Raw genomic sequence first — 22423 nt, 5'->3', positions numbered from 1 at the left:
ATCTTGCGATCTATGACGAGTCGCTTGCCTTGATGGTTCTGTGACATGATCACCGAGCCATCGACAAGCGCCCACATGAATTACCTGATCGATTGTTAAAGAGCGGCTCACGTCTCGTTGAGAGCGGAGCATCTCGCTTGCTGTCGTGCCGTCGCTTTCGTTAATTACCGAAGAAGCGGCGGTCTCGCCAGCGCCCTGCGAGGAAGGCGTATTCTACGTGACTGGCTGTCGTTGTCAACCCGGCGAAGCATTCCGAGGAACCTTGCGAGTGACCGACACCTTTCGACATTCAACCCTTGAAGGGTCGTTTCGAGAGGATCGCCGCGGAGGCCTTGAAGCCGCCGTCACGAGTGGCGCACATTCTAGCGAATCTGCTGCGACTGTCAACCGGTGATTTTCGACGCCTTGCGAAAAAAACCATTGCAGAACAGCCACTTCTGCCACTTCTACCGCCTGCAACGTTTGCCCGTCGCCGGCAGCGGATGCGTACTTTACGGCTTTCCCCGCGGGCCCGCAAGGCCTTCCTGTAAAAAAGTCTCAGGGACCTGATAAATGGTCGAAGCCACCCTCTCAGCGCCTGACCTCAAGCCTGATGGTGCCGGAGCCGCCACCCACGTCCCAGGCCCTGACACCTAGGCCATAGCGACCGGCTTCCAGGAACTGGGTAAGGCGCGACCCGAGGCCAAGCCCATCGGCATCGTCGTTCTCTATCTCGACCCCATTTCCACTCAGGCTCAGTATCGTATCGACTGTCGGCGAGGTCGCTTCGAGCACAATCGTGGCGTCCTCTTCCAGCACCAGCTCGTAATCAAGCACGCCCCCGGGACTCAGGCTACCGACCACAGCGTCGCCGACCCTAACCTCGCCGCCATTGCGTAGTTCACCCTCGATGGCCTCACCGGCCACTTCCAGTCTGTAGGCCCCAGCCCCCGAATAGCTCTGGGCTTCCAGGGTATAGCTGCCCGGCTCGAGCACTGCCGACAGCAGCGCATCGAGGTTTCCGCCACTATCATCATCGCTGATATCGATACCATTGCCATGCAGGCGAAGCACGGCATCGAAGCTCGATGAGCCCAGCATCACCCTGACTCCCGCCGCCTCCTCCAGTGTCAGGCGATAACTGTTGGGGCCGCTGCCATCCAGAATGCCAACCAGGCTCTCTTCCAGCAGGATTTCCCCATCGTTGCGAAGCTCACCCTCGAAGGCAGAGCGCTGCATCTCGAGAGTGTAGTCACCCCCTGCGGCACCATAGCCCGACACCTGGACCTCATAGCGCCCCGGCAACAGCACGGTTTCCAGCAGTGCATCCGTGCCATTGATGCCTCCGCCACCATCATCATTGCTGAGGCTCTGCCCCTCGCCATCCAGGCTCAGCAGCGCATCGAACTGTGCCGAGCTCAACTCGATGGAAATCTCGGAAGGTTCGTCGATATCCAGGCGGTAGCGGTTACGCGCCCCGCTTTCGAGGACCCCGGTAATGCTGTCGCCTCCCCGCAGCGGCCCCTCATTGCGCATCCCGGTGGACAGATCGTCGGCGCTGGCCAGCAGCCGGTAGGCGTTACCCAGCACCAGGGTGTCACCTCCACATCCACTCGTCGCAGTCAGCGCATTGTCGGTGGCTGCAGCGGCGACCTCGACCCGATAGTCTCCCGGCTCCAGGTATGCCTCCAGGCGCTGCTCTTCGTCGGCACAGACCTGAACACGCTCTTCGCGCCCTTCACCATGCAGAGACAGTGCAAGAGCGCCGCCACTCGACAGCGCGAGGTCGAGACGACCCGCCTGTTCGAGTGTTATGACGTGACTCGCCTTGCCATCCTCACCGAGCGACCCGGTCAACGGCGTATCGAGGATCAGCTGCTCAGCCGAAGCGTGAGCCTGTGCCACGAGACGATAGGGGCCAAAGGAGGTCGCATCGCCGCCATTCACCACGACCAGCGTGCACGCCTCATGATCCGCACCTACCAGCAACGACGGCGACTCCCCCTCGGCGACTCCACGCAGGCTCCCACTCTTGTCGAACGCCGTCAGCACCCCGGGGAAGGCAGCATCCAGCACATAGGATGTCACCCCATCAGTCGCCTCGCCTGGGCAGATCCAGTGCGGGGAGTAGCGAGCCCCATCGTTGAGATTGATGGAGCTGGCTGTCGTCAGCTCTCCGCTTAGCGCATCGCCGACCGTCGCCTCCGGGGCCGACATGAAGCGAGCCTCTTCGGGCTGCCGCTCACTGCACCCCGCCAGCAGGGCAAGGCCCGCTACCACGGCAACCACCTTTCCGTGAAGACCAAGCCCCTGACGATCAGGCCCCGCCACCTTCCCGGCGTTCGATATCCTATCCTGCACGCACATGCTCCTTGTGTATCGAGGGAAGGGCCCCTCGCGATACGCCAACTATACCCCAATGGTACCCCTGCATCTCATGGCATTTCAGGCGTCTCCCAGACACCGGGCCGTCGCAATGCATACCCTGGCCCTCACTGCCGGGCAGAACTCCCGATCACATCGTCGGCATGGCGCACGATGACCACCAGTTCACGGGGGCCGTGAACACCATAGGCCAGGGTCTGCTCGATATCGGCGGTCTTGCTGGGGCCGGAGATCAGCAGCGCATTGGTCGGCATGCCGCTTGCCCAGCCATGCTTCTCGATCACGTCGAAGAAGGTGTCCTCCAGCGTCCTCCCGTCCAGCACCGCGATATGCAGCGGTGGCACCAGGCTGATCAGTCGCGGTTCATCCGGCGTGGGCCATAGCCACAGGCTGCCCGTCTCGGCGATGGCGCCACGGGTCGAGGTCAGGCCGGCATCGACATCATCGAACTGCTCACGCTGCCACTGTTCGATATCGCGATCGACGTCGACCAGCTCCACCTCCGCATTGACCAGGGCCCGGCGCGCCTCGACGGCGACCGGATGCTGTTTGCCCAGGGCCAGGCGGCGCACCCCCTTGTCGACAAGCACCTTCGCCAGCACATCGGTCCAGTCCTCCTCGGCGGCATGGACCACCTCGCCGTGCACCGAGCCAATCCAGCGCTCGAAGCGCACCAGCCGCTCCTCCCGGCTCCAGCCGCGGCCGGTCACCACGGCAAAGTCGCTATCGGGGGCACTCAACGCCCCATCCGCACGCTCCCGCAGCCGCTTGAGAATCGCATCCCGAGCACTCATCAGCGCTCCTCCTTGTCGGTCTTGGCTGCCTGATGCTGCTTGACCAGCGCATGCAGGGTAGTGGTCGCCGGCCTTGGTGCGCTGCGATGCTGCGTCCAGGCACCCAGCCTGGCAGGCGTCAGCGCCCGCAGCCTGCCGGCCACCGAGGTGCCGGCGCGCCAGGCCGCAGGGTGTGTCGCCAACCACTGGAACCCCTTCCAGGCGGCCACTTCCTTGCGGGTTCGCTTGATCCCGGCACCGGCCACATTGCCGCGCCCCTCGCCGACCGATTCTCGGCGCAGCCGCACCAGCAGGTCGGGGATCGGGATCTTCACCGGACAGACCTCGCCACAGGCGCCGCACAGACTCGACGCCGTGGGCAGATCCCGGGTCTCCTCCAGCCCCATCAGATGGGGTGAAAGAATGCTGCCGATGGGACCGGGGTACGTCGTGCCGTAGGCATGCCCTCCCACACGCGTATAGACGGGGCAGTGATTCATGCAGGCGCCGCAGCGAATGCAGCGCAGGGTATCGAGCAGCTCATTGTCCTGGTAAATGCTGGAGCGACCGCTGTCCACCAGCACCAGATGCACCTCCTTCGGACCATCATGCTCCCCCTCCTTGCGGGGCGAGCTGATCATGTTGAAGTAGGTGGTGACATGCTGACCGGTGGCCGAGCGGGTGAGCAGCGAGTAGAGAGGCGGCACATCGCGCAGATGCTCGACCACCTTCTCGATACCCGTCACCGCCACATGCACCGGAGGCACCGTGGTCGTCATCCGACCATTGCCTTCGTTTTCCACCAGGCACAGGGTGCCGGTCTCGGCGACCGCGAAATTGACTCCGGAGACCCCTACACCGGCGGCCATGAAGCGTTCGCGCAGCTGCTGCCTGGCCGCCGCCGTCATGGCATCGACGTCCCGGGTACGCTCGGTTCCGGTCTTGTCGTGCATGATCTCGGAGATCTCATCGGTATTGAGATGGATCGCCGGCATGATGATATGGGAAGGGGTCTGCTGGTTGAGCTGCACCAGGTACTCACCGAGATCCGACTCCAGCGCCTCGATCCCGGCCTCTTCCAGATGCGCGTTGAGATGCATCTCCTCGGAGACCATCGACTTGCCCTTGATCACCGAGGTCGCGCCATGGTTCTCGCAGATGCCACGGATGATTCGGCAGGCTTGCTCCCCGTCTTCGGCCCAGTGCACCTTGATGCCATTGGCCTCGCAGTTGGCCTCCAGCTTCTCCAGCAGGTCAGGCAGCCTGGCAAGCGCCCGCAGGCGAATGTTGGCGCCCAGCTCACGCAGGGCATCCAGGTCCCAGTCATCGAAGCTGTCGAGACGCTTGGCCATCAGGCCATCCATCGCCTTGCGGAAGTTGGCGCGTATCTGGGGATTTCCCAGGGCATCGTGAGCCTGGCGATGGAATTCACGGGGAGTATAGGTTTGAACGCCGGCCGTCTGTTCGCTCATGAGGTCCTCCGCCACAGGTAACTGGCGATATGCTCGCCCTTGACCGCCTTGCCCTGCTGCTCGAAGCGACCCCCGATGTTCATCATGCAGCCGCAGTCAGAGGTGATGAAGCGGCGCGCCCCGGTCGCCTCGATGGCCCGGGCCTTGTCTTCCACCATGGCGGCCGAGACCTCGGGGTGACGCACGGCAAAGGTGCCACCGAAACCACAGCACTCGCTGGCCCGCGCCTGCTCGACCAGCTCCACCCGCCCCAGCGCTGCCAGCAGGGCGGGACCGGTGTCGGCCAGCCCCATTTCACGGCGGGCGCTGCAGGAGGTATGCATGGCGACCTTCTCGGGCTCGCCGCGATCCTCGAGGTCGAGATGGCAGACGTGGACCAGGAACTCGGTCAGTTCAAAGATGCGCCCGGCCACCTCGCAGGCCTGCTCCTCGAGATCGGTACCGGCGAAGAGCTGGGGGTAGTGCTTGCGCATCATGCCGCCGCAGGAGCCCGAGGGCACGATGATCGGCCAGGGGCCGGGGAAGAGATCGAGTTGCGCCGCCGCCACGGCACGGGCCTCATGATGATAACCGGAGGTATAGGCCGGCTGGCCACAGCAGGTCTGGTCCTGGGGAAACAGCACCTCGATTCCCTCACGCTCCAGCAGCCGGATGGCATCCATCCCGGCCTCTGGATAGAGAAGGTCGATCAGGCAGGTGCCGAAAAGATAGACCTTGTCCGGCCTCGGCGGATAGAGCTTGACGGCAGTCATCGGCGATTCCTTTATCGGCTGGCGAGCCAGGTGTTTTGGTAAAATGGTAAAACCAATTTTTTCCAGATGAGTTGGCGGACATTAAGGAGACTCATACGACAGTGTCAAACGAGACCCGCCGTTTTTTTCCTTGCTCCCTGCCTAGACATTAGTCTAGTTCTCTACCTGGCGGCTCCAACCTTTTGAAATTGTGAGACTCTTTTTGAAACTGAAAGAACTCTTTCGCACTCTCGAAAAAACCACACCGATGATTATTGGTATTACCAATATCTTGCCGTAAGATGCCGTCAACCCTATCTTATCTACCTCACCAGCCGCCGGAACCTCACCATGGCCTACCCTCCCCTGCGCCAACCACGTCTGGCCGACGTGATCACCGAACGCCTCGAAGCGATGATTCTGGAGGGCAGCCTCCAGCCCGGCCAGAAGCTGCCCCCCGAACGCGAGCTGGCCGAACGCTTCAGCGTCTCACGCCCCTCGTTGCGCGAGGCGATCCAGAAGCTGTCGGCCCGCGGCCTGCTGATCAGCCGCCAGGGGGGCGGCACCTTCGTCAGCAAGGAGCTCAACAGCGGCTATAGCGACCCCTTGCTGGAGATGCTGTCACGTCACGGTGAGTTTCATCTGGATCTGCTGGAGTTTCGCGATGCCATGGAGGGCATCTCGGCCTACTACGCCGCGCTGCGTTCGACCCCCACCGACAAGGCGCTGCTGATCCGTCGTTTCGAGGAGCTCGAAGCCTGCTTCCAGGGGCACGATCCTGTCGAGGAGGCCAAGGCCGATGCGGCCTTCCACCTGGCGATCGCCGAGGCCGCCCACAATGTGCTGCTGCTGCACACCATACGTGGCATCTTCCATCTGCTGGAGCGCAGCATCGCCGACAACCTCGCCCATCTGTTCGAGCGGCCGGAAGCTCGCCCCCAGCTGATGCTCCAGCACCGCGCCCTGCTCGACGCCATCCTCGAGGGGCGCGCCGAAGACGCCAGGGCCCGCGCCCACGAGCACCTGGTATTCGTCGAAGAGGGACTGCTCGAGATGGAGCGCGCCGAGACTCGGGCCCAGCGCGCCCTGCGTCGCGCCCAGCGAGTGCCGGGTACACGCCGTGATGGCGATGCCTGAAAGCGGGCCCGGTCGCCGCCCCTCAGCGCCAGAACGAGACGCCCTGAACGAGCAGCTCTCGCAACACCGGCCAGGGCGGCAACCAGGGCAACAGGTTGGCCCCGGCGGCGAGCATCACCAGGGAGTTGCCGGGTGAGCGCCAGTCCAGTGGCTTGAGCGCGGTACCGAAGGAGCGCTTGATACGCCCCCCGGTGAGATCGACGCTGTAGAGCTCATCGAGCAGCAGGTGGAGCACGAAACCCAGCGCAAGCGCCACGCCATGGCCCCAGGCCATGGCACCGGGTTGTGCCAACAGGCGGTAGCTGAGCGCCGTGGTCGACAGGCCACAGAAGGCCGCCGCCAGCAGCGAGTGCCAGATGCCGCGATGTACGGTGAGGCGAGCGAACAGGGCGCCGGCGAGGTGACGTACCCCCAGGTAGAGGGCGCCACAGGCCAGCAGCAGCCCCCCCGTGGAGAGCCGCCCTTGTAGCACCAGGGCCCCGGCCACCACCGCCGGCACGGCCAGCAGGTTGAATACCAGCCGGATCGCTCGTGAGCTGTCGGCGTCGATATCGGGCAGGATGCCGCCGAGGGTCACCAGCGCCAGCACGGGCAGTGCCTGCCAGACATCCCACAGCCCCGCCTGCCAGCCACCGTGGGCAACCACGGCTCCGCCGGCGGCGGCCACGCCAAGGTGGGTGCGGAAATTGGCCATGCCGGAGCGGCCCTCAAAGAGCTGGATAAATTACCAGATTATCGCTCGCCCGGGCATGCAGAAACAATGGGTTAGTAAATTAATCGTCGCTCGAGGCCAGATACTCGTCCTTGAGTCTTACATAGTTGCCGGCGGTGTAGGGAAAGAACTCTCGCTCCTTCTCCTTCAGGGGACGCAGCGCCTTGGCCGGATTGCCGGCATAGACATGGCCGCTCTCGAGCCGCTTGCCAGGCGTCACCACGGCACCGGCGGCGATGATGACCTCATCCTCCACCTCGGCCCCATCCATGACGATGGCCCCCATGCCCACCAGGATACGACTGCCCAGGGTGGCCCCATGGAGTATCGCCTTGTGCCCGATGGTCACATCATCGCCGATGGTCAGCGGAAAGCCGCCGGGATTGAAGTCGCTGGCGTGGGTGATATGCAGCACGCAGCCATCCTGCACGCTGGTGCGGGCGCCGATACGGATACGATGCATGTCGCCACGGATCACCGCCATGGGCCATACCGAGCAGTCGTCACCCAGCGTCACATCGCCGAGCACCAGGCTTGCCGAGTCGATATAGACCCGCTCACCAAGGCTCGGGCGCTTGCCTTTCCAGGGCCGTATGGCCTTCGAGTCGCTCATCATGATCTCCTCATCTTCGATCGGGCGGGGCTCAGACCAGCCCGGCCACCAATACTACCAGCGTCAACGGAATGGCAATCCAGCGGGTCACCATCCGCCACAGCGCAAAGCCGCTATCGCTCACCCCCAGGGCACGACGCGCCGTGGACTCCGGCAGCACCCAGGCGGCAAAGATGGCAATCAGCATCCCGCCCAGCGGGAGGAAGATCTCCGGGGGGATGGTGCTGACCAGTTCGAAGCCGTTCATGCCGAACAGCGGTCGCCACTCGGCCAGGCTCGAGAAAGAGAACACCGTCAGCAGCCCCAGCAGCCACACGGCCAGGCCTACCAGAGCCGCGGAGACCCCACGCTGCAGCCCCAGTCCCTGCAGGGTGACGACCATGGGCTCGGCCAGATTGATCGACGACGTCCAGGTGGCCAGCAGCAGCAGCAAAAAGAAGAAGCTCAACCATAGCGCGCCCCAGGGCAGCTCGGCGAAGGCGATGGGCAGGGTGACGAACATCAGGCCGGGTCCCTCACCGGGGTCCATGCCCTGGGAGAACACCACCGAGAAGATCGCGATACCGGCCAGCAAGGCCACGGTAACATCGAGGACCGCCACCGCCCCGACGGCACGCGGCAGGCTCTGGTGGTCCGGCATGTAGGCCCCATAGGCCATCAACGCACAGGCACCCACGGCCAGGGTGAAGAAGGCGTGCCCCATGGCGTGCATCACCACCAGCGGGGTCACCGCCGAGAAGTCGGGTCGAAACAGCCACGCCAGCGCGGTACCGAAGCCGCTGGTGGTGGTGGCATACCCCGCCAGCATCAACAACAGCAGATAGAGTAGCGGCATCAGCACGTTGTTGAGGCGTTCGAGTCCCTTGGCCACGCCGGCAGCCACCACCAGTATGGTCATCAGCAAAAACAGGGTGTGATTGAAGATCATGCGCCCGGGGTCGGCCAGGAAGGCCTCGAAACCGGCACCGACCTCGGCGGGCGCGGCGCCCCGAAACTCGCCATTGATGGAAGCCACCAGAAACTCGATGGACCACCCGGACACCACCGAATAGAAGGAGAGGATGCAGAACACCGTCAAGGCGCCGAACAGCCCCAGCAGCCGCCAATGGCGGCTGGCTCCGGCCGCCGCGGCCAGATGCCCCAGCGACGCCACCGGGCTGCGCCGCCCGGCTCGGCCCACCATGATCTCGGCCATCATCACCGGCAGCCCCAGCAGCAGCACGAAGGCCACATAGAGCACCAAGAACACCGCCCCGCCGTTCTCGCCGGTGATATAGGGGAAGCGCCAGATATTGCCCAGCCCCACCGCCGCCCCGGTAACCGCCAGGATAAAGGCGCGCCGCGTGCTCCAGCGCTCCAGCGTCTCGCTCATCTTTGCATCTCCCGAAACACGGCGTGCGCCGCCCGCACGCTTGAAAGCCAGCAAGCCTAGCAGCCCGACTCACGGCGGCAAACCCTGGCGACGCACATTGAAACCCGACGCCTCCGCCCGCATCTTAGGGAAGGATCCCACTTTCTTCCCGAGGTATGCATGTCCCGCAACCCCCTGCTCGAGACCCATGAGCTCCCTCCCTTCGAGGCCATTCGCCCCGAGCACGTGGTGCCAGCCATCGATGAGCTGCTCGCCGAGAACCGTCAAGCCATCGAGGCACTGGTCGAGCGGGCCGAGCGGGAGCCACCCAGCTGGCAGAGCCTCGCCGCTCCCCTGGAGTCGCTGAATGACCGTCTGTCGCGTGCCTGGTCACCGGTCTCCCACCTCAATGGCACCATGAACAACCCCGAGCTGCGCGAGGCCTATCAGGCCTGCCTGGGCAAGCTCTCCGACTACAGCACCTGGCTCGGCCAGCACGAGGGGCTGTTCCGTGTCTGGCAGGCCCTCAAGGAGGGGGCGGCCTGGGAAGCTCTCGACGCGGCCCAGCGGCGTACCGTCGACAACACCCTGCGCGACTTCCGTCTCGCCGGCGTCGATCTGCCTGCCGAGAAGAAGCGCCGCTATGGCGAGATCAAGGCGCGACTCTCCGAGCTCTCCAACACCTTCTCCAACCAGCTGCTCGATGCCACCCAGGCCTGGCACCTGGAGCTCGCCGACGAATCCCGCCTGGCCGGCCTGCCGGAGAGCGCCCTGGCCACCCTGCGCGCCAACGCCGAGGCCAAGGGGGAAACCGGCTACCGCATCACCCTGGACTTCCCCAGCTTCTTCCCGGTGGTCACCTACGCCGATGATCGCGAACTGCGCCGCGAGGTCTACACCGCCTTCGTCACCCGCGCCTCGGACCAAGGCCCTCACGCCGACCAGTACGACAACGCCCCGCTGATGGAGGAGATACTCGCTCTGCGCCACGAGCTGGCCCGGCTGCTGGGCTTTGCCACCTACGCCGACTACTCGCTGGAGACCAAGATGGCCGAGTCTCCGGCCGAGGTGCAGCGCTTCCTCGAGGACCTGGCCACCCGTGCGGTCCCCCAGGCCCGCCAGGAGTTCGCAGAGCTCGAGGCCTTCGCCGCTCAGCAACTGGGCATGAACCATCTCGAGCCCTGGGATATCGGCTACGTCAGCGAGAAGCTCCGCGAGGCGCGCCACGCCATCAACGAGGAGCAGCTGCGGCCCTACTTTCCCGCCCCCCGTGTGGTCGATGGGCTGTTCCAGGTCGTCGAGCGCCTGTTCGGCATCACCTTCCGCGAGGACGAGCAGGCGCCGCGCTACCACCCTGACGTGCGCTTCTTTCGCATCCTCGAGAACGGCGAGGCGATCGCCGGCTTCTATCTGGACCTCTATGCCCGCGAGGGCAAGCGCGGCGGTGCCTGGATGGACGAGTGCCGGGTGCGCCGCCACGAGGGGGATGCCCTGCAGCTGCCGGTGGCCTATCTGACCTGCAACTTCACCCGTCCGGTGGGCAGTCGACCGGCGCTGCTGACCCACGACGAGGTGGTCACCCTGTTCCACGAATTCGGTCACGGTCTGCACCATATGCTGACCCGCCAGACCATCGCCGATATCTCGGGCATCAACGGCGTGGCCTGGGATGCGGTGGAGCTGCCCAGCCAGTTCATGGAGAACTACTGCTGGGAGCGTGAGGGGCTCGATCTGATCGCCGGTCACGTCGACAGCGGGGAGCCGTTGCCCGGCGAGCTGCTCGAGAAGCTGCAGGCGGCCAGAAACTTCCAGTCGGCCATGGGCATGGTGCGCCAGCTGGAGTTCTCGCTGTTCGACCTGCGCCTGCACCACGAGCTCGAGGCGCCCTCCGCCAGCGAGCTCCAGGCGCTGCTCGATGCGGTACGTGATGCCGTCTCGGTGGTGCCCAGGGCCTCCTTCAACCGCTTCCAGAACGGCTTCGGTCATATCTTTGCCGGGGGCTACGCGGCGGGCTACTACAGCTACAAGTGGGCCGAGGTCCTCTCCGCCGACGCCTGGAGCGCCTTCGAGGAGGCGGGCATCTTCGACCCCGAGACCGGGGGCCGTTTCCGCAGCGAGATCCTCGAACAGGGCGGCGCCCGCGACGCCGCCGAGCTTTTCCAGGCCTTCCGCGGCCGCGCGCCCAGTGTCGAACCGCTACTGCGTCATAGCGGCATCACTGCCGGTTGACCCAACGTCACCCCCGCCTCGGCCCACGGGCCGAGGCCTACAGGAGTCTTCATGGCCATCCAGAAACGCTTTATCGCCGGCGCCATCTGCCCACGCTGTGCCGAGATGGACCGAATTCGCAGCTGGGAACAGAACGGCATCCGCTACCGCGAGTGTGTCAGCTGCGACTTCTTCGAGCAGCTGCCCATCGAGGAGCAGGCCGCCCCTGAGCTGGCCACCCGTATCGATCGCACGCACCGAGAAGAGCCCACCGAGGACTTCCAGACGGTCAAGATCATCGACCCCAAGGGCTAACGATGCGGCTCCCCGCTCCGCTGGTCGGCCCGGACAGCACGACCGGGGATCCATCAGCCGATTGCGATTGATTCAAATCAATGCTTCTCTCTTCACGCGATTCGACCCATGCCCCGGCATGGGTCGAATGGTATACGTTGAATGGAGCGGCGTTGATGACCGCTACACTCCTGCCCCGAACTGCCAGAATGACACGGTATCTCTCGGGCATCCGCGTCCGAGTCATCACCCACCCCATGAAGGAGCTACGCCATGCGTCTTCTCTCCCCCCGTCTGCTCGCCGGCACCGTCGCCGGCACTCTTCTGGTAGCCGCCTCCGCCGCCGCCCAGGACCGCAGTGACTGGCCCGAGAACTTCACCGTCGGCACCGCCAGCCAGGGCGGCACCTACTTCGTCTACGGCTCCGGCTGGGCCAACCTGATCGCCGAGGAGCTGGGTCTCTCCGGCGGGGGTGAGGTCACCGGCGGTCCCAACCAGAACCTCGCCCTGGTCCACACCGGTGATATCGCCCTGGGACTGACCACCATGGGGCCCGCCGCCGAGGCCCTGGCCGGCGAAAGCCCTCTCGCCCCGGGGGTACCGCTGGACAATGTCTGTGCTCTCTTCCCGATGTACGAGACACCGTTCTCCATCACCACCCTGGCCGACAGCGATATCGAGTCGATCGCCGACATCCCCGACGGCGCCAGCATCGGCTTCGGCCCGGCGGCCTCTACCTCCGACACCTACTTCCCGGCCATTCTCGAGGAGCTGGGTGTCGAGTTCGATCGTCGCAACGGCGGCTGGAACGACCTGGGCGGCCAGCTGCAGGATGGCCTGATCGATGTCATCGCCTTCGCTGCCGGCATCCCGATCCCTGCGGTCAGCCAGCTCGAGGTGCAGACCGATATCAATATCGTCGAGTTCACCGAGGAGGAGCAGGCCAAGGTACTCGAGGCGTTCCCGGTATCGCCCTTCATGATTCCGGCCAGCACCTACCAGACCCTGGAAGAGGATGCCCGTGCCGTCTCCATGTGGAACTTCACCATCGCCGGCTGCGACCTGCCCGAAGACTTCGTCTACGAGATCACCAAGCTGAGCCTGGAGAACAACGACAAGATGATGGATATCCATCGCAGTGCGGCCACCAGCATTCCGGAGAACTTCCAGTACAACACCGTGCTGCCCTTCCATCCGGGCGCGGTGCGCTGGTACGAGGAGAACGGCTACGAGATTCCCGATAACCTGAAGCTGTAACCACGCAAGACCCTGACGCCGCCCCGGGTCGCCGAGCGACCCGGGGCGGCATGCCTGCCGTCCGTTTCACACCCAAGGGTGTTTTCATGTCCCAACATCCCGAATCCCGCGACGACACCGGCACCGACGATGTCGTCGAGGTCGTCACTGCCGAAGGCGTCGACGAGGCCGCCGTCGAATCCAACCGGCGCCTGTATACCGGCTGGCAGTGGCTGCTCTTCGGTGCGCTGGCCATCGCCTATTCGCTGTTTCACCTCATCTCGCTCAACGTCTATCCACTGGAGACCTGGTCATTTCGCATCCTGCACATCGCCGGGGCGCTGATACTCGGCTATGGCCTCTATGCCGGCACCCGCTTCGCCGAGCATGACCGCGAGCGCTCCCCCGCCTGGATGCGCTGGCTGAGCTATGCCCTGCTGGCGCCGGCCCTGTATGCCCTGGTGCGCGTGGCCATGATGTATCAGGCAATGAACGATGGGGCCATGCGCATCGCCCCGGCGATCGAGGCCTGGCACTTCGGCTATCCGCTGATCCTGGCCACCGTCGCCGGCATCCTGCTCTCCTGGGCCTATCGCCAGGTACGCGAATCCCTGTCATCCGCCGACCTGGTACTGATGGTCTGCGCCCTGGCGGTGGCCGGCTACCTGCTGGTGATGTTCAACAGCCCGCTGCGCGCCTCCACCGGCACCCCGTTTGCCCCCATGGGCATCTCCTATGCCGCCATCGCCGGCTCGCTGCTGATCCTCGAGCTGACCCGGCGGGTCGCCGGCCTGGCCCTGGTGGTCATCTCGGTGCTCTTCCTGCTCTATGTGTTCGCCGGCCCCTATCTGCCGGGCTTTCTGGGCTACCCCGGGCTCTCCGTGGGCCGCTTCTTCAGCCAGGTCTACACCGACGCCGGTATCCTGGGGCCGACCACCGCCGTCTCCTCCACCTATATCATCCTGTTCATCATCTTCGCCGCCTTCCTGCAGGCCTCGAAGGTGGGGGACTACTTCGTCAACTTCGCCTTCGCCGCCGCCGGCCGTGCCCGTGGCGGCCCGGCCAAGGTGTCGATCTTCGCCTCTGGTCTGATGGGCATGATCAACGGCACCTCGGCCGGCAACGTGGTCTCCACCGGCTCGCTGACGATCCCGCTGATGAAGAAGGTGGGCTACCCGTCCCGCAGCGCCGGCGCCATCGAGGCCGCCGCCTCGACCGGCGGTCAGATCATGCCGCCGATCATGGGGGCCGGGGCCTTCATCATGGCCGAGGTCACCGGCATCCCCTACACCGAGATCGCCGTGGCGGCCCTGATTCCCGCCATCCTCTACTTCCTGTCGATCTACTGCATGGTCGACTTCGAGGCCGCCCGCAAGGGGATGCGCGGCATGCGCAAGGAGGAGATTCCCCAGTTCCGACGGCTGGTCAGGCAGATCTACCTGTTCGCACCGATCATCATCCTGATCGCCGCCCTGTTCATGGGCTACTCGGTGATCCGTGCCGGCACCCTGGCCACCGCCTCGGCGGCCGTGGTGAGCTGGCTCACGCCTCACAGGATGGGCATCCGCGCCATCCTCAAGGCGCTGCAACTGGCCGGCGCCATGTCGATCCAGATCATCGCCGTGTGCGCCTGCGCCGGCCTGATCGTCGGGGTGATCGCCTTGACCGGGGTCGGTGCGCGCTTCTCCTCGCTGCTGCTGGGCCTGGCCGGGGTCAGCCAGCTGCTGGCGCTGTTCTTCGCCATGTGCATCTCGATCCTGCTCGGCATGGGCATGCCCACCACCGCCGCCTATGCGGTGGCTGCCTCGGTGGTCGCTCCGGGCCTGATCAGCATCGGTATCGAGCCGCTGGTCGCGCACTTCTTCGTGTTCTACTTCGCGGTGGTATCGGCGATCACGCCTCCGGTGGCACTCGCCTCCTATGCCGCGGCGGGCATCTCCGGCGACAACGCCATGGGCACCTCGGTGGCCTCGTTCAAGATCGGCCTGGCCGCCTTTATCGTGCCCTTCATGTTCTTCTACAGCCCCGCCATGCTGATGGAGGGCTCCTGGGTGCAGATCCTGCGAGTCGGCGTTACCGCCACCCTGGGCATCATCCTGCTGGCCGCGGTGGTCCAGGCCTGGTTCTTCGGCCCGGTGAAGAGCTGGCAGCGGGTGGTGATGTTGATCGGTGCGCTGTTCATGATCTACGGCGGCATAGTCACCGATATCGCCGGCCTGGCCATCGGCGCCGGCCTGGTCCTGATGCAGCGCCGCCTGCACGGCAAGGGCGGAGGAGGTGGATCACCGGCCTCCTCCGCCGGCTGACGCCTCACCGTCACCCACCACGCGAAGGGCCCCGCCGGATGGCGGGGCCCTTCTGCGTTCCCTGGCCGAGAATCCAGGGCAGGCACTGCCGGCCTCAGCCGACGATATTGTCCACAATCTTCAGGCTCGGGGCGGCCTGGTTGAGGGTGTAGAAGTGAAGGCCTGGCGCGCCCCCATCGAGCAGCCGCTGACAGAGGCGTGAGATCACCTCTTCACCGAAGGCGGCAATCGACTCGCTGTCATCGCCGTAGGCCTCCAGCTGCTTGCGCATCCAGCGCGGAATCTCGGCGCCGCAGGCATCGGAGAAGCGCGCCAGCTTGGTGTAGTTGGTGATCGGCATGATCCCCGGGATGATAGGCGTATCGACCCCCAGGGCCTGGGCCCGCTCCACGAAGTGGAAGTAGGCATCGGCATTGAAGAAGTACTGGGTAATGGCGAGGTTGGCACCGGCCTTCACCTTGCGCGCGAAGTTCTCGACATCCAGCGCCAGGCTGGGGGCCTGGGGGTGCGACTCGGGATAGGCGGCCACGGCGATCTCGAAGTGATCACCGCTCTCCTCGCGGATAAACTCGACGAGCTCATTGGCATAGCGGAATTCACCGACGCCGCCCATGCCCGAGGGCAGGTCACCCCGCAGGGCCACCAGGCTTTCGATGCCCTCCTCCCGGTAGCGGGCCAGCAGCTCGCGCAGCTGCCCCTTCTCGCTACCGATGCAGGAGAGGTGGGGCGCGGTGGTGATGCCCGCCTCACGTACCTGGCGCACGGTATTCAGGGTACGGTCCTGGGTGGACCCCCCGGCGCCATAGGTCACCGAGAAGAAGCGCGGCCCACGCTCGGCCAGAGCGTCGCGCACACCGACCAGCTTCTCGCGACCGGCCGCGGTGTTGGGCGGGAAGAATTCGAAGCTGATACCCAGTGGGTGCTGCTGCGTGCTCATCGGATCTCCTCATGAAGCGTCTGCATGATGTGTCCATTGTGACGAGTCGTTACCCGACCCACCAATGAAAGATTCGTGGCCTCATATCGATTTCATTCAAGTTGGCCCCCGGCCAGCGCCACGGGCATCATGATGCCCCGGAGTCATCAGACAAGGATTTTGCATGCACGCCATCGACCCCAGCGCCCTGATGGGCCCATTGTGGATACTGTTGAGCTATGTCGCCCTGGGCTGGCTGGCCGCTCGCCGGCTGGCGGTGGACCCACGCCCCATCGCGACCCTGCTGATCTACCTGGTGGCACCCCTGACCTTCTTTCGCGGCCTGGTTCAGGGCGGCCCCACGCCCAGCTTCCTGCTGTTGACCCTGGCCGCCTTCGTCACCGCCAGCCTGCTCGCCCTGCTGGTGCACCGCCTGATCCGGCACGGCTTTGCCCCCCAGGAGAGCGCCCTGCTGGCCTTCTCCGCCGGCACCGGCAACACCGGCTACTTCGGCCTGCCGGTGGCCCTGGTGCTGCTGCCACCGGAGGGGATCACCCTCTACCTGTTCTGCGTGCTGGGCATCACCCTCTACGAGTTCACGGTGGGCTTCTACCTCAGCGCCCGGGGGCAGTTCTCGGTCGCCGAGAGCCTGGCCAAGATCGTGCGGCTGCCGCTGATCTACGCCTTCCTGGCGGCACTGGTGGTCAGCGGCCTGGGCCTGACGATACCGGCGACCGCCATGGAGGGGCTGGCGGTATTTCCCGCCACCTACACCCTGCTGGGCATGATGATCATCGGCATGACGCTGGGCAGGGTCAGCATTCGCGAGCTGGATGGTCGCTTTATCGGGGCCTGCGTGGCGATCCGTTGCGTGCTCTGGCCGCTGCTGGCGCTGGGCGCGGTGCTGCTGCTCCAGGCCATCACGCCGCTCTCGCGGGAACTGGCCATGGCCATGCTGCTGCTGGGGGTGGTACCCATGGCCGCCAACGTGGTGGTGGTGGCCATGGAGCTGGGCATCGCCCCGGGCAAGGGCGCCCAGGCGGTGCTGATCACCACCCTGGCCGCGCCGCTGCTGATACCGCTCTACCTGACACTGATGATGCGCCTGACCGGGCTCTGACGGGGCGGTGCGTCGAGTCTAGGAGACAAAACGCAGTGCGGACGCCAGCCCCAGCCCGGCCTCCGCACCCAGGCTCGCCGCGATGAGCAGTACGCCGCTGGCCAGTAGCGCCAGCCAGGACCCGCTACCCAGCACGTGCACCTCGCCTTCCAGGGGCTTGAACATGGTGACCGCGATCACCCTCAGGTAGTAGAACAGCGACAGCACGGTATTGACCACGGCCACCACGGCAAGCCAGGTATAGCCGCCGGCGATGGTCACCTTGAACAGCAGGAACTTGCCGAAGAAGCCCACCAGCGGCGGGATGCCCGTCAGCGACAGCAACGCCAGGATCAGTATCGCCGTGGCGATCGGCTGGGCGCGGCCCAGGCCTTGGTAGTCCTCGAGGGCCGTGCGTCCGCGCAGATGGGTCACCACGGCGAAGGCGGCGAGGTTGGCGACAAGATAGGCCGCCAGGAAAGCCAGCAACGCCGCCAGCGCCTGGGGCTCGACGCCGATCACCACCACTGCCATCAGCGCATAGCCGGACTGGGAGACCGAGGACCAGCCCAGCAGTCGGCGCACATCGGTCTGCCTGAGCGCCGCCAGATTGCCCAGGGTCATGGTCACCACGGCGATCAGGGCGACGATGGCCGGCCACCATTGACTCGCCGGCAGCAGACTGACGAAGCGCGCCAGAGCCACGGCGGCGCCGACCTTGGGCGCCACGGTGAGCAGCGCGGCGATGGGCGCCGGGGCGCCCTGGGCGACATCCGGCATCCAGGCATGGCCGGGAAAGGCCGCCAGCTTGAAGGTCAGCCCCAGCACGATGCAGGCCACCGCCACGCTCAGTGCCAGCGGCGCCGCATCGGGAGACGCCGCCAGCACCTGAGCCGTGCGCGCATAGTCGGTGTCGCCCACCAGCCCGAACAGCAGCACCACGCCGACCACCAGCAGCGAGTTGGTCAACGCGCCGATCAGGAAGTACTTCATGGCCGCTTCTAGGGCCGGCTTGAAGCCGCGATGGTAGGCCACCAGCGGGTAGCTGGCGGTGGACGAGAGTAGGATGCCCACCACCAGCTCCATGCTGTCGTGGGCCGAGGCCATCATGATCACGCCGAGCAGGGTGAACAGGCACAGCGCATAGTACTCCCCGTGGCGCCGGTCGCTGCGCATCCAGTCCGGCGACAGCGCCACGGCGATGGCGCCGGCCAGCAGCACCAGCAGCTTGGCGGCCACCGCCGCCGTGTCCAGCGCCCAGACGCCGGAGAAGGTCAGCGCCGGCGGCGGCGGCCATTGCAGCACGCTCAGGATGCCGGCCAGCGCCAGGGCGACCAGGGCCAGTCCGGCGGCCCAGCCCTGGCGTTCGTGGGGCGCGAAGGCGGCGTACAGCACGATGATCACCGCGCCGAGGAGCAGGGCGATTTCCGGTGCCAGGTCACCGATGGGCATCAGCGACCTCCCAGCAGCAGCGCGTTCGAGGCCTCGATCAGCGTCAGCAGGAAACGCGGAGAGATACCGATCACCAGGATGCCCGCGGAGAGCACGGCGAGCACCCCCCACTCGGCGCGCGCCAGATCCTTGAAGCCGCCCAGGTGGGAGGGCAGGCGGCCGAAGAACAGCCGGCGCAGCAGGTCCAGGAACAGCGCCGCGGTGATCAGGATGCCCAGCACGCCGAGCACCGTCAGCCAGGGATAGACGGCGAAGGTGCCGGCGAACACCTGGAACTCGGCGACGAAGCCGGCCAGTCCCGGCATGCCCAGGCTGGCGAAGGCCGCCAGCACCGTGAAGCCGGTAAGCAGCGGCGCCCGATGGGCCAGGCCACCGTAGTGATCGAGGGCATAGTCGCCGTTGCGCTGCCAGAAGGAGCCGCAGATCAGGAACAGCGCCCCGGTGATGAGGCCATGGGCGACCATCTCCACCGTCGCCCCGGTCAGGGCCAGCTGGCGCGCGGCCAGGTTATCGGAAAACATTGCCGCCGCCACGGCGATCCCCAGCACCGTGTAGCCCATGTGGTTGATCGAGGTGTAGGCGATGCGCCGCTTGAGATTGCTCTGGCCCAGCGCCACCAGGGCGCCGTAGAGGATCGCCACCAGGGCGACGATACCTACCGTCAGCGAATGGTCGGCGAAGGTCTCCTGCATCATGGCGAAGGGAAGGCGCACCATGCCGTAGGTCCCCATCTTGAGCAGCACCCCGGCGAGGATCGCCGAGGCCGGCCCCGGCGCATCGACATGGGCCTGGGGCAGCCAGGTGTGCAGCGGCACCAGCGGCGTCTTGATGGCGAGCCCCAGCATCAGCGCCAGGAACACCAGCCCCGCGTAGAGCCCGGTGCCCGCCAGAGGCTGCTGCTCGATCAGTACCCGCATATCGAAGCTGTGCGGCTCCACCGACAGATAGAGGCCGATGATCGCCAGCAGCAGCAGCAGCGAGCCGGCGAAGGTGTAGAGGAAGAACTTGAGCGCCGAGACCTGGGGCGTGCCGTGGCCCCAGCGGCCGATAAGGAAGAACATGCCCACCAGGGACAGATCGAAGAACACGTAGAAGAGCAGCAGGTCCAGGGTCAGGAAGACGCCCAGGGAGACCGCCTCCAGGAACAGCAGCCAGGCATAGTACTGGCGGGGCTGGCCCAGGGTATCCACGGGGTAGACGATGGCGGCGACGAACAGCAGTGCGCTCATGGTCGCCACCGCCAGGGCGATGCCGTCGACGCCGACCCGGTAGGCCACGCCGAGGCTCGGCACCCAGCGCAGCTCGACGACATGCTGGAACAGCGGCCCCGCCGGATCGAAGCCGATCCAGGCGATTACCAGCGCCAGCAGCGACAGCGCGGCCATCATCGCCGCCCACTGACGCGCTCGCGCCTCGCTCCAGCGCGGGAAGGCGGCGAGCGCGATGGCACCCACCAGGGGCAGGATCCAGGCGAGGGTCAGCGTCATGGCAGGGCTCCTAACACCAGAATGATCAGGAAGAGGGTGAGGCCGATAGCGATGCCGGCGTAATAGTGGTGGGTCTGACCGCTCTGGGCCTGGCGCGCCCAGTAGCCGCCCCATTCGCTCAGGCGGGTCATGAGTCCGGGCACACCCTCGGAGAGGGTCTCGCCCTCTCGGGCATGGCGCCGCGCCAGCCACTGGGCAAGGCGCGCCGTGCCATGCAGCCCGGCATCCACGACCCGATCGTCGAAACGCGAAAGGAGGCGCCGCGCCAGCCACTGGGCAAGACGCGTCGTGCCACGCAGCCCGGCGTCCACGATGCGGTCGTCGAAGCGCGCCAGGCAGCGGCCGAGAATCAAGGACCCCCGCACGACTGCCTGGATCAGCGCCGGCAGGCCGAACCAGTCGGCGGCGCGCTCCTGCCAGGCGCTCGAGCGAGGCTGGCGACGCGCCATGACGAACCCCGCGGCGATGCCCAGCACCACCAGCGTAAGCGAGACGATCAGTTCCCAGGGCTTGCCCTCCGGCAGGCGCCCGGGCAGGGCCTCGGCGAGCCAGGCCTGGGCCTCGGGCCACCAGACGAGCGAGAGCAGCAGCGTCACCCCGGACAGCGTCACCAGAGCCCCGCCTTCGGCCAGGGACGGTCGAGGGCCCTGGGGTAGCCCCGAGCGCGCATGACGCGGCGGCCACCCATAGGCCAGCAGCTGAAAGCGCGTGGCATAGAGCGCGCTCACGCCTCCGGCCAGGGCCACGAGCAGCGCCAGCCAGATCGCCTCCTGCCCCGCCGCCGCGGCGATCCGCTCCTTGCTCCAGGCCGCCCCCAGGGGAACCATCCCCGCCAGGGCCAGACTCATCGCTCCGGTCGCCAGGGCGATGCCCGGCAAACGGCGTCCCTGGCGCATCTCCTGCAGCCGATAGCTGCCGACCTGGCGCTCGGCGATACCCGCCGACAGGAACAGGCCCGCCTTGAGGAAGGCATGGGCGACGAAGTGCAGCAGGGCCACCATGGGGAAGCCCGCCCCCACCGCGACCCACATCAGGCCGTACTGGGCCGACGTCGAGGCCGCCAGCAGCTTCTTGGCGTGATTCTGGAAGACGCCCGCCACGCCACCGACCAGGGCGGTGGTCAGGCCTAGGCCGATGACCAGCGGTGCGAACCAGTCAACGGCGGACAGCGCCGGCTGCAGGCGCGCCAGCAGGTAGATGCCCGCCGCCACCAGGGTCGCCGAGTGCAGCAGCGCCGACACCGGCACCGGGCCGGCCATGGCGGCGAACAGCCAGGAGGAGAACGGCACCTGGGCCGACTTGGCCGCCGCCGCCAGCAGGATGCCGGCCACCGCGACACTCAATAGACCGCCGTCCAGGGCCGCCAGGTCGGCGTAGTCGAAGCCGCCGCTGCCGGCGAACAGCGCCGCCGCGGCGATATATAGCCCCAGATCGCCGAAACGGGTGACCAGGAAGGCCTGGGCCGCCTCCCCGGCTACCTCCGCCCTGCCCCAGTGATGAGAGATCAGCGCCCAGGAGCACAGGCCCACCAGCTCCCAGGCGATCAGCAGCGTCAGTAGATCACCCGCCAGCACCAGCAGCTGCATGGCGCCGACGAAGGCCACCAACAGCGCCATCAGTCGCCGTCCCTGGCGTTCGACACGGCGCTGGTCAACCCCCAGCGTCACCTCATGAAAGCCGGCATAGACGACGATCGGCAGCGCCACCAGCGGCACCATGATGGCGAAGAGACAACCGGCGGTGGAGAGCTCGAGAGTCAGCGCCAGTGTCTCGCTCCAGGCAACGCTGCCCTGCCAGCCGCTCGTTACCGCCAGCCCGGCCAGCACCAGGGTGGCCAGTACGCTAAGCGCCGTGGCAAGCGAAAGCCCCAAGTGCCCCAGGCGCTGCCCTCCCGGGTAGAGCAGGAGCGCGCCCAGCAGCGGCCACAGCACGAGCGTCCACAGCATCAGTGCTTCAACTCCGTGATGCCCTCGGTCACGTCTGCCTGATTAGTGCGAAACACCGCCACTACCAGGGCGAAGCCCATGGCCATCTCGATGGCCATCACCGCCATGACCACGATGGTCAAGAGCTGCCCCTCCGGCACCCCGGCACCGCTCAAGGCCCAGAAGGCCACGGCGGCGAGCATGACGCCGTTGAGAATCAGCTCGAGGCCCATCATCAGCATCACGAAGGACTGCTGGGACAGCGCGCCGTAAACGCCGATACCGATCAGCGCGGCGGCCAGCAACAGTAGAGTCGTCAGCGTCATTTCGGCCTCCTTGTGCTCGGC

The 22423-nt window shown here is 66.1% G+C and carries 18 protein-coding genes; 6 read left to right on the top strand and 12 right to left on the bottom strand.

What is annotated here, in order from left to right; genetic code table 11:
* Window positions 1–570: 570 nt before the first annotated feature.
* From IOC61_RS13790 to IOC61_RS13775, 4 genes are all read right to left on the bottom strand, one after another.
* Window positions 571–2340: a hypothetical protein gene (locus IOC61_RS13790; RefSeq protein WP_195689318.1), complete on the bottom strand. Its 1770-nt coding sequence runs from the start codon at window positions 2338–2340 to the stop codon at window positions 571–573.
* Between the two features lie 131 nt (window positions 2341–2471).
* On the bottom strand, window positions 2472–3158 hold the full coding sequence (locus IOC61_RS13785; RefSeq protein ID WP_195689317.1) for a LutC/YkgG family protein: 687 nt from the start codon (window positions 3156–3158) through the stop codon (window positions 2472–2474).
* Complete coding sequence (locus IOC61_RS13780) at window positions 3158–4609, bottom strand: LutB/LldF family L-lactate oxidation iron-sulfur protein (RefSeq protein ID WP_195689316.1); 1452 nt, start codon at window positions 4607–4609, stop codon at window positions 3158–3160. The genes IOC61_RS13785 and IOC61_RS13780 overlap by 1 nt, the downstream gene beginning before the upstream one ends.
* Window positions 4606–5361, bottom strand: a complete 756-nt coding sequence (locus tag IOC61_RS13775; protein WP_195689315.1) for a (Fe-S)-binding protein — start codon at window positions 5359–5361, stop codon at window positions 4606–4608. Before IOC61_RS13775 ends, IOC61_RS13780 begins: the two co-directional genes overlap by 4 nt.
* Window positions 5362–5691: 330 nt before the next feature.
* Between IOC61_RS13775 and IOC61_RS13770 the strand changes: the two genes are divergently transcribed.
* Complete coding sequence (locus tag IOC61_RS13770) at window positions 5692–6477, top strand: GntR family transcriptional regulator (protein ID WP_195689314.1); 786 nt, start codon at window positions 5692–5694, stop codon at window positions 6475–6477.
* Window positions 6478–6499: 22 nt separating this feature from the next.
* On the opposite strand, the gene IOC61_RS13765 is transcribed toward IOC61_RS13770, so the two are convergent.
* From IOC61_RS13765 to IOC61_RS13755, 3 genes are all read right to left on the bottom strand, one after another.
* A complete protein-coding gene (locus IOC61_RS13765) occupies window positions 6500–7171 on the bottom strand; it encodes a metal-dependent hydrolase (protein ID WP_195689313.1) in 672 nt (223 codons plus the stop codon).
* A gap of 79 nt (window positions 7172–7250) precedes the next feature.
* On the bottom strand, window positions 7251–7802 hold the full coding sequence (locus tag IOC61_RS13760; RefSeq protein ID WP_195689312.1) for a gamma carbonic anhydrase family protein: 552 nt from the start codon (window positions 7800–7802) through the stop codon (window positions 7251–7253).
* Window positions 7803–7833: 31 nt separating this feature from the next.
* Window positions 7834–9174: a sodium-dependent transporter gene (locus IOC61_RS13755; protein ID WP_195689311.1), complete on the bottom strand. Its 1341-nt coding sequence runs from the start codon at window positions 9172–9174 to the stop codon at window positions 7834–7836.
* A gap of 159 nt (window positions 9175–9333) precedes the next feature.
* On the opposite strand from IOC61_RS13755, the gene prlC reads away from it, so the two are divergent.
* The 4 genes from prlC to IOC61_RS13735 all read left to right on the top strand — a co-directional run bounded on the left by prlC (window position 9334) and on the right by IOC61_RS13735 (window position 15197).
* Window positions 9334–11382, top strand: a complete 2049-nt coding sequence (prlC, locus tag IOC61_RS13750; RefSeq protein ID WP_195689310.1) for an oligopeptidase A — start codon at window positions 9334–9336, stop codon at window positions 11380–11382.
* Between the two features lie 51 nt (window positions 11383–11433).
* A complete protein-coding gene (locus IOC61_RS13745; RefSeq protein ID WP_195689309.1) occupies window positions 11434–11676 on the top strand; it encodes a YheV family putative zinc ribbon protein in 243 nt (80 codons plus the stop codon).
* Window positions 11677–11928: 252 nt separating this feature from the next.
* Window positions 11929–12912, top strand: a complete 984-nt coding sequence (locus IOC61_RS13740) for a TAXI family TRAP transporter solute-binding subunit (protein ID WP_195689308.1) — start codon at window positions 11929–11931, stop codon at window positions 12910–12912.
* A gap of 86 nt (window positions 12913–12998) precedes the next feature.
* Window positions 12999–15197 carry a TRAP transporter permease gene (locus IOC61_RS13735; protein ID WP_195689307.1) on the top strand — a complete coding sequence of 733 codons (2199 nt, stop codon included), beginning with the start codon at window positions 12999–13001 and terminating at the stop codon, window positions 15195–15197.
* Window positions 15198–15291: 94 nt separating this feature from the next.
* Here the strand turns inward: IOC61_RS13735 and metF are convergent, their stop codons facing one another.
* Window positions 15292–16134: a methylenetetrahydrofolate reductase [NAD(P)H] gene (gene metF, locus IOC61_RS13730; protein WP_195689306.1), complete on the bottom strand. Its 843-nt coding sequence runs from the start codon at window positions 16132–16134 to the stop codon at window positions 15292–15294.
* 163 nt (window positions 16135–16297) lie between these two features.
* Here metF and IOC61_RS13725 point away from each other — a divergent pair, with 163 nt between their 5' ends.
* On the top strand, window positions 16298–17233 hold the full coding sequence (locus tag IOC61_RS13725) for an AEC family transporter (protein WP_195689305.1): 936 nt from the start codon (window positions 16298–16300) through the stop codon (window positions 17231–17233).
* Window positions 17234–17251: 18 nt separating this feature from the next.
* Here the strand turns inward: IOC61_RS13725 and IOC61_RS13720 are convergent, their stop codons facing one another.
* Genes IOC61_RS13720 through nuoK form a run of 4 tightly spaced genes read right to left on the bottom strand, consistent with a single transcriptional unit; the run spans window position 17252 to window position 22402 of the window.
* Window positions 17252–18664, bottom strand: coding sequence for an NADH-quinone oxidoreductase subunit N (locus IOC61_RS13720; protein ID WP_195689304.1), 1413 nt, complete (start codon window positions 18662–18664; stop codon window positions 17252–17254).
* The gene (locus tag IOC61_RS13715; protein ID WP_195689303.1) at window positions 18664–20151 is read right to left on the bottom strand and encodes a complex I subunit 4 family protein; all 1488 of its coding nucleotides are present in this window, start codon (window positions 20149–20151) and stop codon (window positions 18664–18666) included. The genes IOC61_RS13720 and IOC61_RS13715 overlap by 1 nt, the downstream gene beginning before the upstream one ends.
* The gene (locus IOC61_RS13710) at window positions 20148–22097 is read right to left on the bottom strand and encodes an NADH-quinone oxidoreductase subunit L (RefSeq protein ID WP_195689302.1); all 1950 of its coding nucleotides are present in this window, start codon (window positions 22095–22097) and stop codon (window positions 20148–20150) included. Before IOC61_RS13710 ends, IOC61_RS13715 begins: the two co-directional genes overlap by 4 nt.
* Window positions 22097–22402 carry an NADH-quinone oxidoreductase subunit NuoK gene (gene nuoK, locus IOC61_RS13705; RefSeq protein ID WP_195689301.1) on the bottom strand — a complete coding sequence of 102 codons (306 nt, stop codon included), beginning with the start codon at window positions 22400–22402 and terminating at the stop codon, window positions 22097–22099. The genes IOC61_RS13710 and nuoK overlap by 1 nt, the downstream gene beginning before the upstream one ends.
* Window positions 22403–22423 lie beyond the last annotated feature (21 nt).

Origin of the sequence: Halomonas sp. KAO, from assembly GCF_015595025.1 — a bacterium.
Lineage (GTDB): Bacteria > Pseudomonadota > Gammaproteobacteria > Pseudomonadales > Halomonadaceae > Halomonas.
This window is presented reverse-complemented; position numbering and strand designations above follow the sequence as displayed.

What these genes read in the sequence shown, in the direction of transcription:
- IOC61_RS13735 (WP_195689307.1), top strand. Translation starts at nt 12,999, where the DNA reads ATGTCCCAACATCCCGAATCCCGCGACGACACCGGCACCGACGATGTC.
- IOC61_RS13720 (WP_195689304.1), bottom strand. Translation starts at nt 18,664, where the DNA reads ATGCCCATCGGTGACCTGGCACCGGAAATCGCCCTGCTCCTCGGCGCG.
- IOC61_RS13715 (WP_195689303.1), bottom strand. Translation starts at nt 20,151, where the DNA reads ATGACGCTGACCCTCGCCTGGATCCTGCCCCTGGTGGGTGCCATCGCG.
- IOC61_RS13770 (WP_195689314.1), top strand. Translation starts at nt 5,692, where the DNA reads ATGGCCTACCCTCCCCTGCGCCAACCACGTCTGGCCGACGTGATCACC.
- IOC61_RS13780 (WP_195689316.1), bottom strand. Translation starts at nt 4,609, where the DNA reads ATGAGCGAACAGACGGCCGGCGTTCAAACCTATACTCCCCGTGAATTC.
- IOC61_RS13710 (WP_195689302.1), bottom strand. Translation starts at nt 22,097, where the DNA reads ATGCTGTGGACGCTCGTGCTGTGGCCGCTGCTGGGCGCGCTCCTGCTC.
- nuoK (WP_195689301.1), bottom strand. Translation starts at nt 22,402, where the DNA reads ATGACGCTGACGACTCTACTGTTGCTGGCCGCCGCGCTGATCGGTATC.
- IOC61_RS13755 (WP_195689311.1), bottom strand. Translation starts at nt 9,174, where the DNA reads ATGAGCGAGACGCTGGAGCGCTGGAGCACGCGGCGCGCCTTTATCCTG.
- IOC61_RS13785 (WP_195689317.1), bottom strand. Translation starts at nt 3,158, where the DNA reads ATGAGTGCTCGGGATGCGATTCTCAAGCGGCTGCGGGAGCGTGCGGAT.
- IOC61_RS13775 (WP_195689315.1), bottom strand. Translation starts at nt 5,361, where the DNA reads ATGACTGCCGTCAAGCTCTATCCGCCGAGGCCGGACAAGGTCTATCTT.
- metF (WP_195689306.1), bottom strand. Translation starts at nt 16,134, where the DNA reads ATGAGCACGCAGCAGCACCCACTGGGTATCAGCTTCGAATTCTTCCCG.
- prlC (WP_195689310.1), top strand. Translation starts at nt 9,334, where the DNA reads ATGTCCCGCAACCCCCTGCTCGAGACCCATGAGCTCCCTCCCTTCGAG.
- IOC61_RS13760 (WP_195689312.1), bottom strand. Translation starts at nt 7,802, where the DNA reads ATGAGCGACTCGAAGGCCATACGGCCCTGGAAAGGCAAGCGCCCGAGC.
- IOC61_RS13725 (WP_195689305.1), top strand. Translation starts at nt 16,298, where the DNA reads ATGCACGCCATCGACCCCAGCGCCCTGATGGGCCCATTGTGGATACTG.
- IOC61_RS13745 (WP_195689309.1), top strand. Translation starts at nt 11,434, where the DNA reads ATGGCCATCCAGAAACGCTTTATCGCCGGCGCCATCTGCCCACGCTGT.
- IOC61_RS13765 (WP_195689313.1), bottom strand. Translation starts at nt 7,171, where the DNA reads ATGGCCAATTTCCGCACCCACCTTGGCGTGGCCGCCGCCGGCGGAGCC.
- IOC61_RS13740 (WP_195689308.1), top strand. Translation starts at nt 11,929, where the DNA reads ATGCGTCTTCTCTCCCCCCGTCTGCTCGCCGGCACCGTCGCCGGCACT.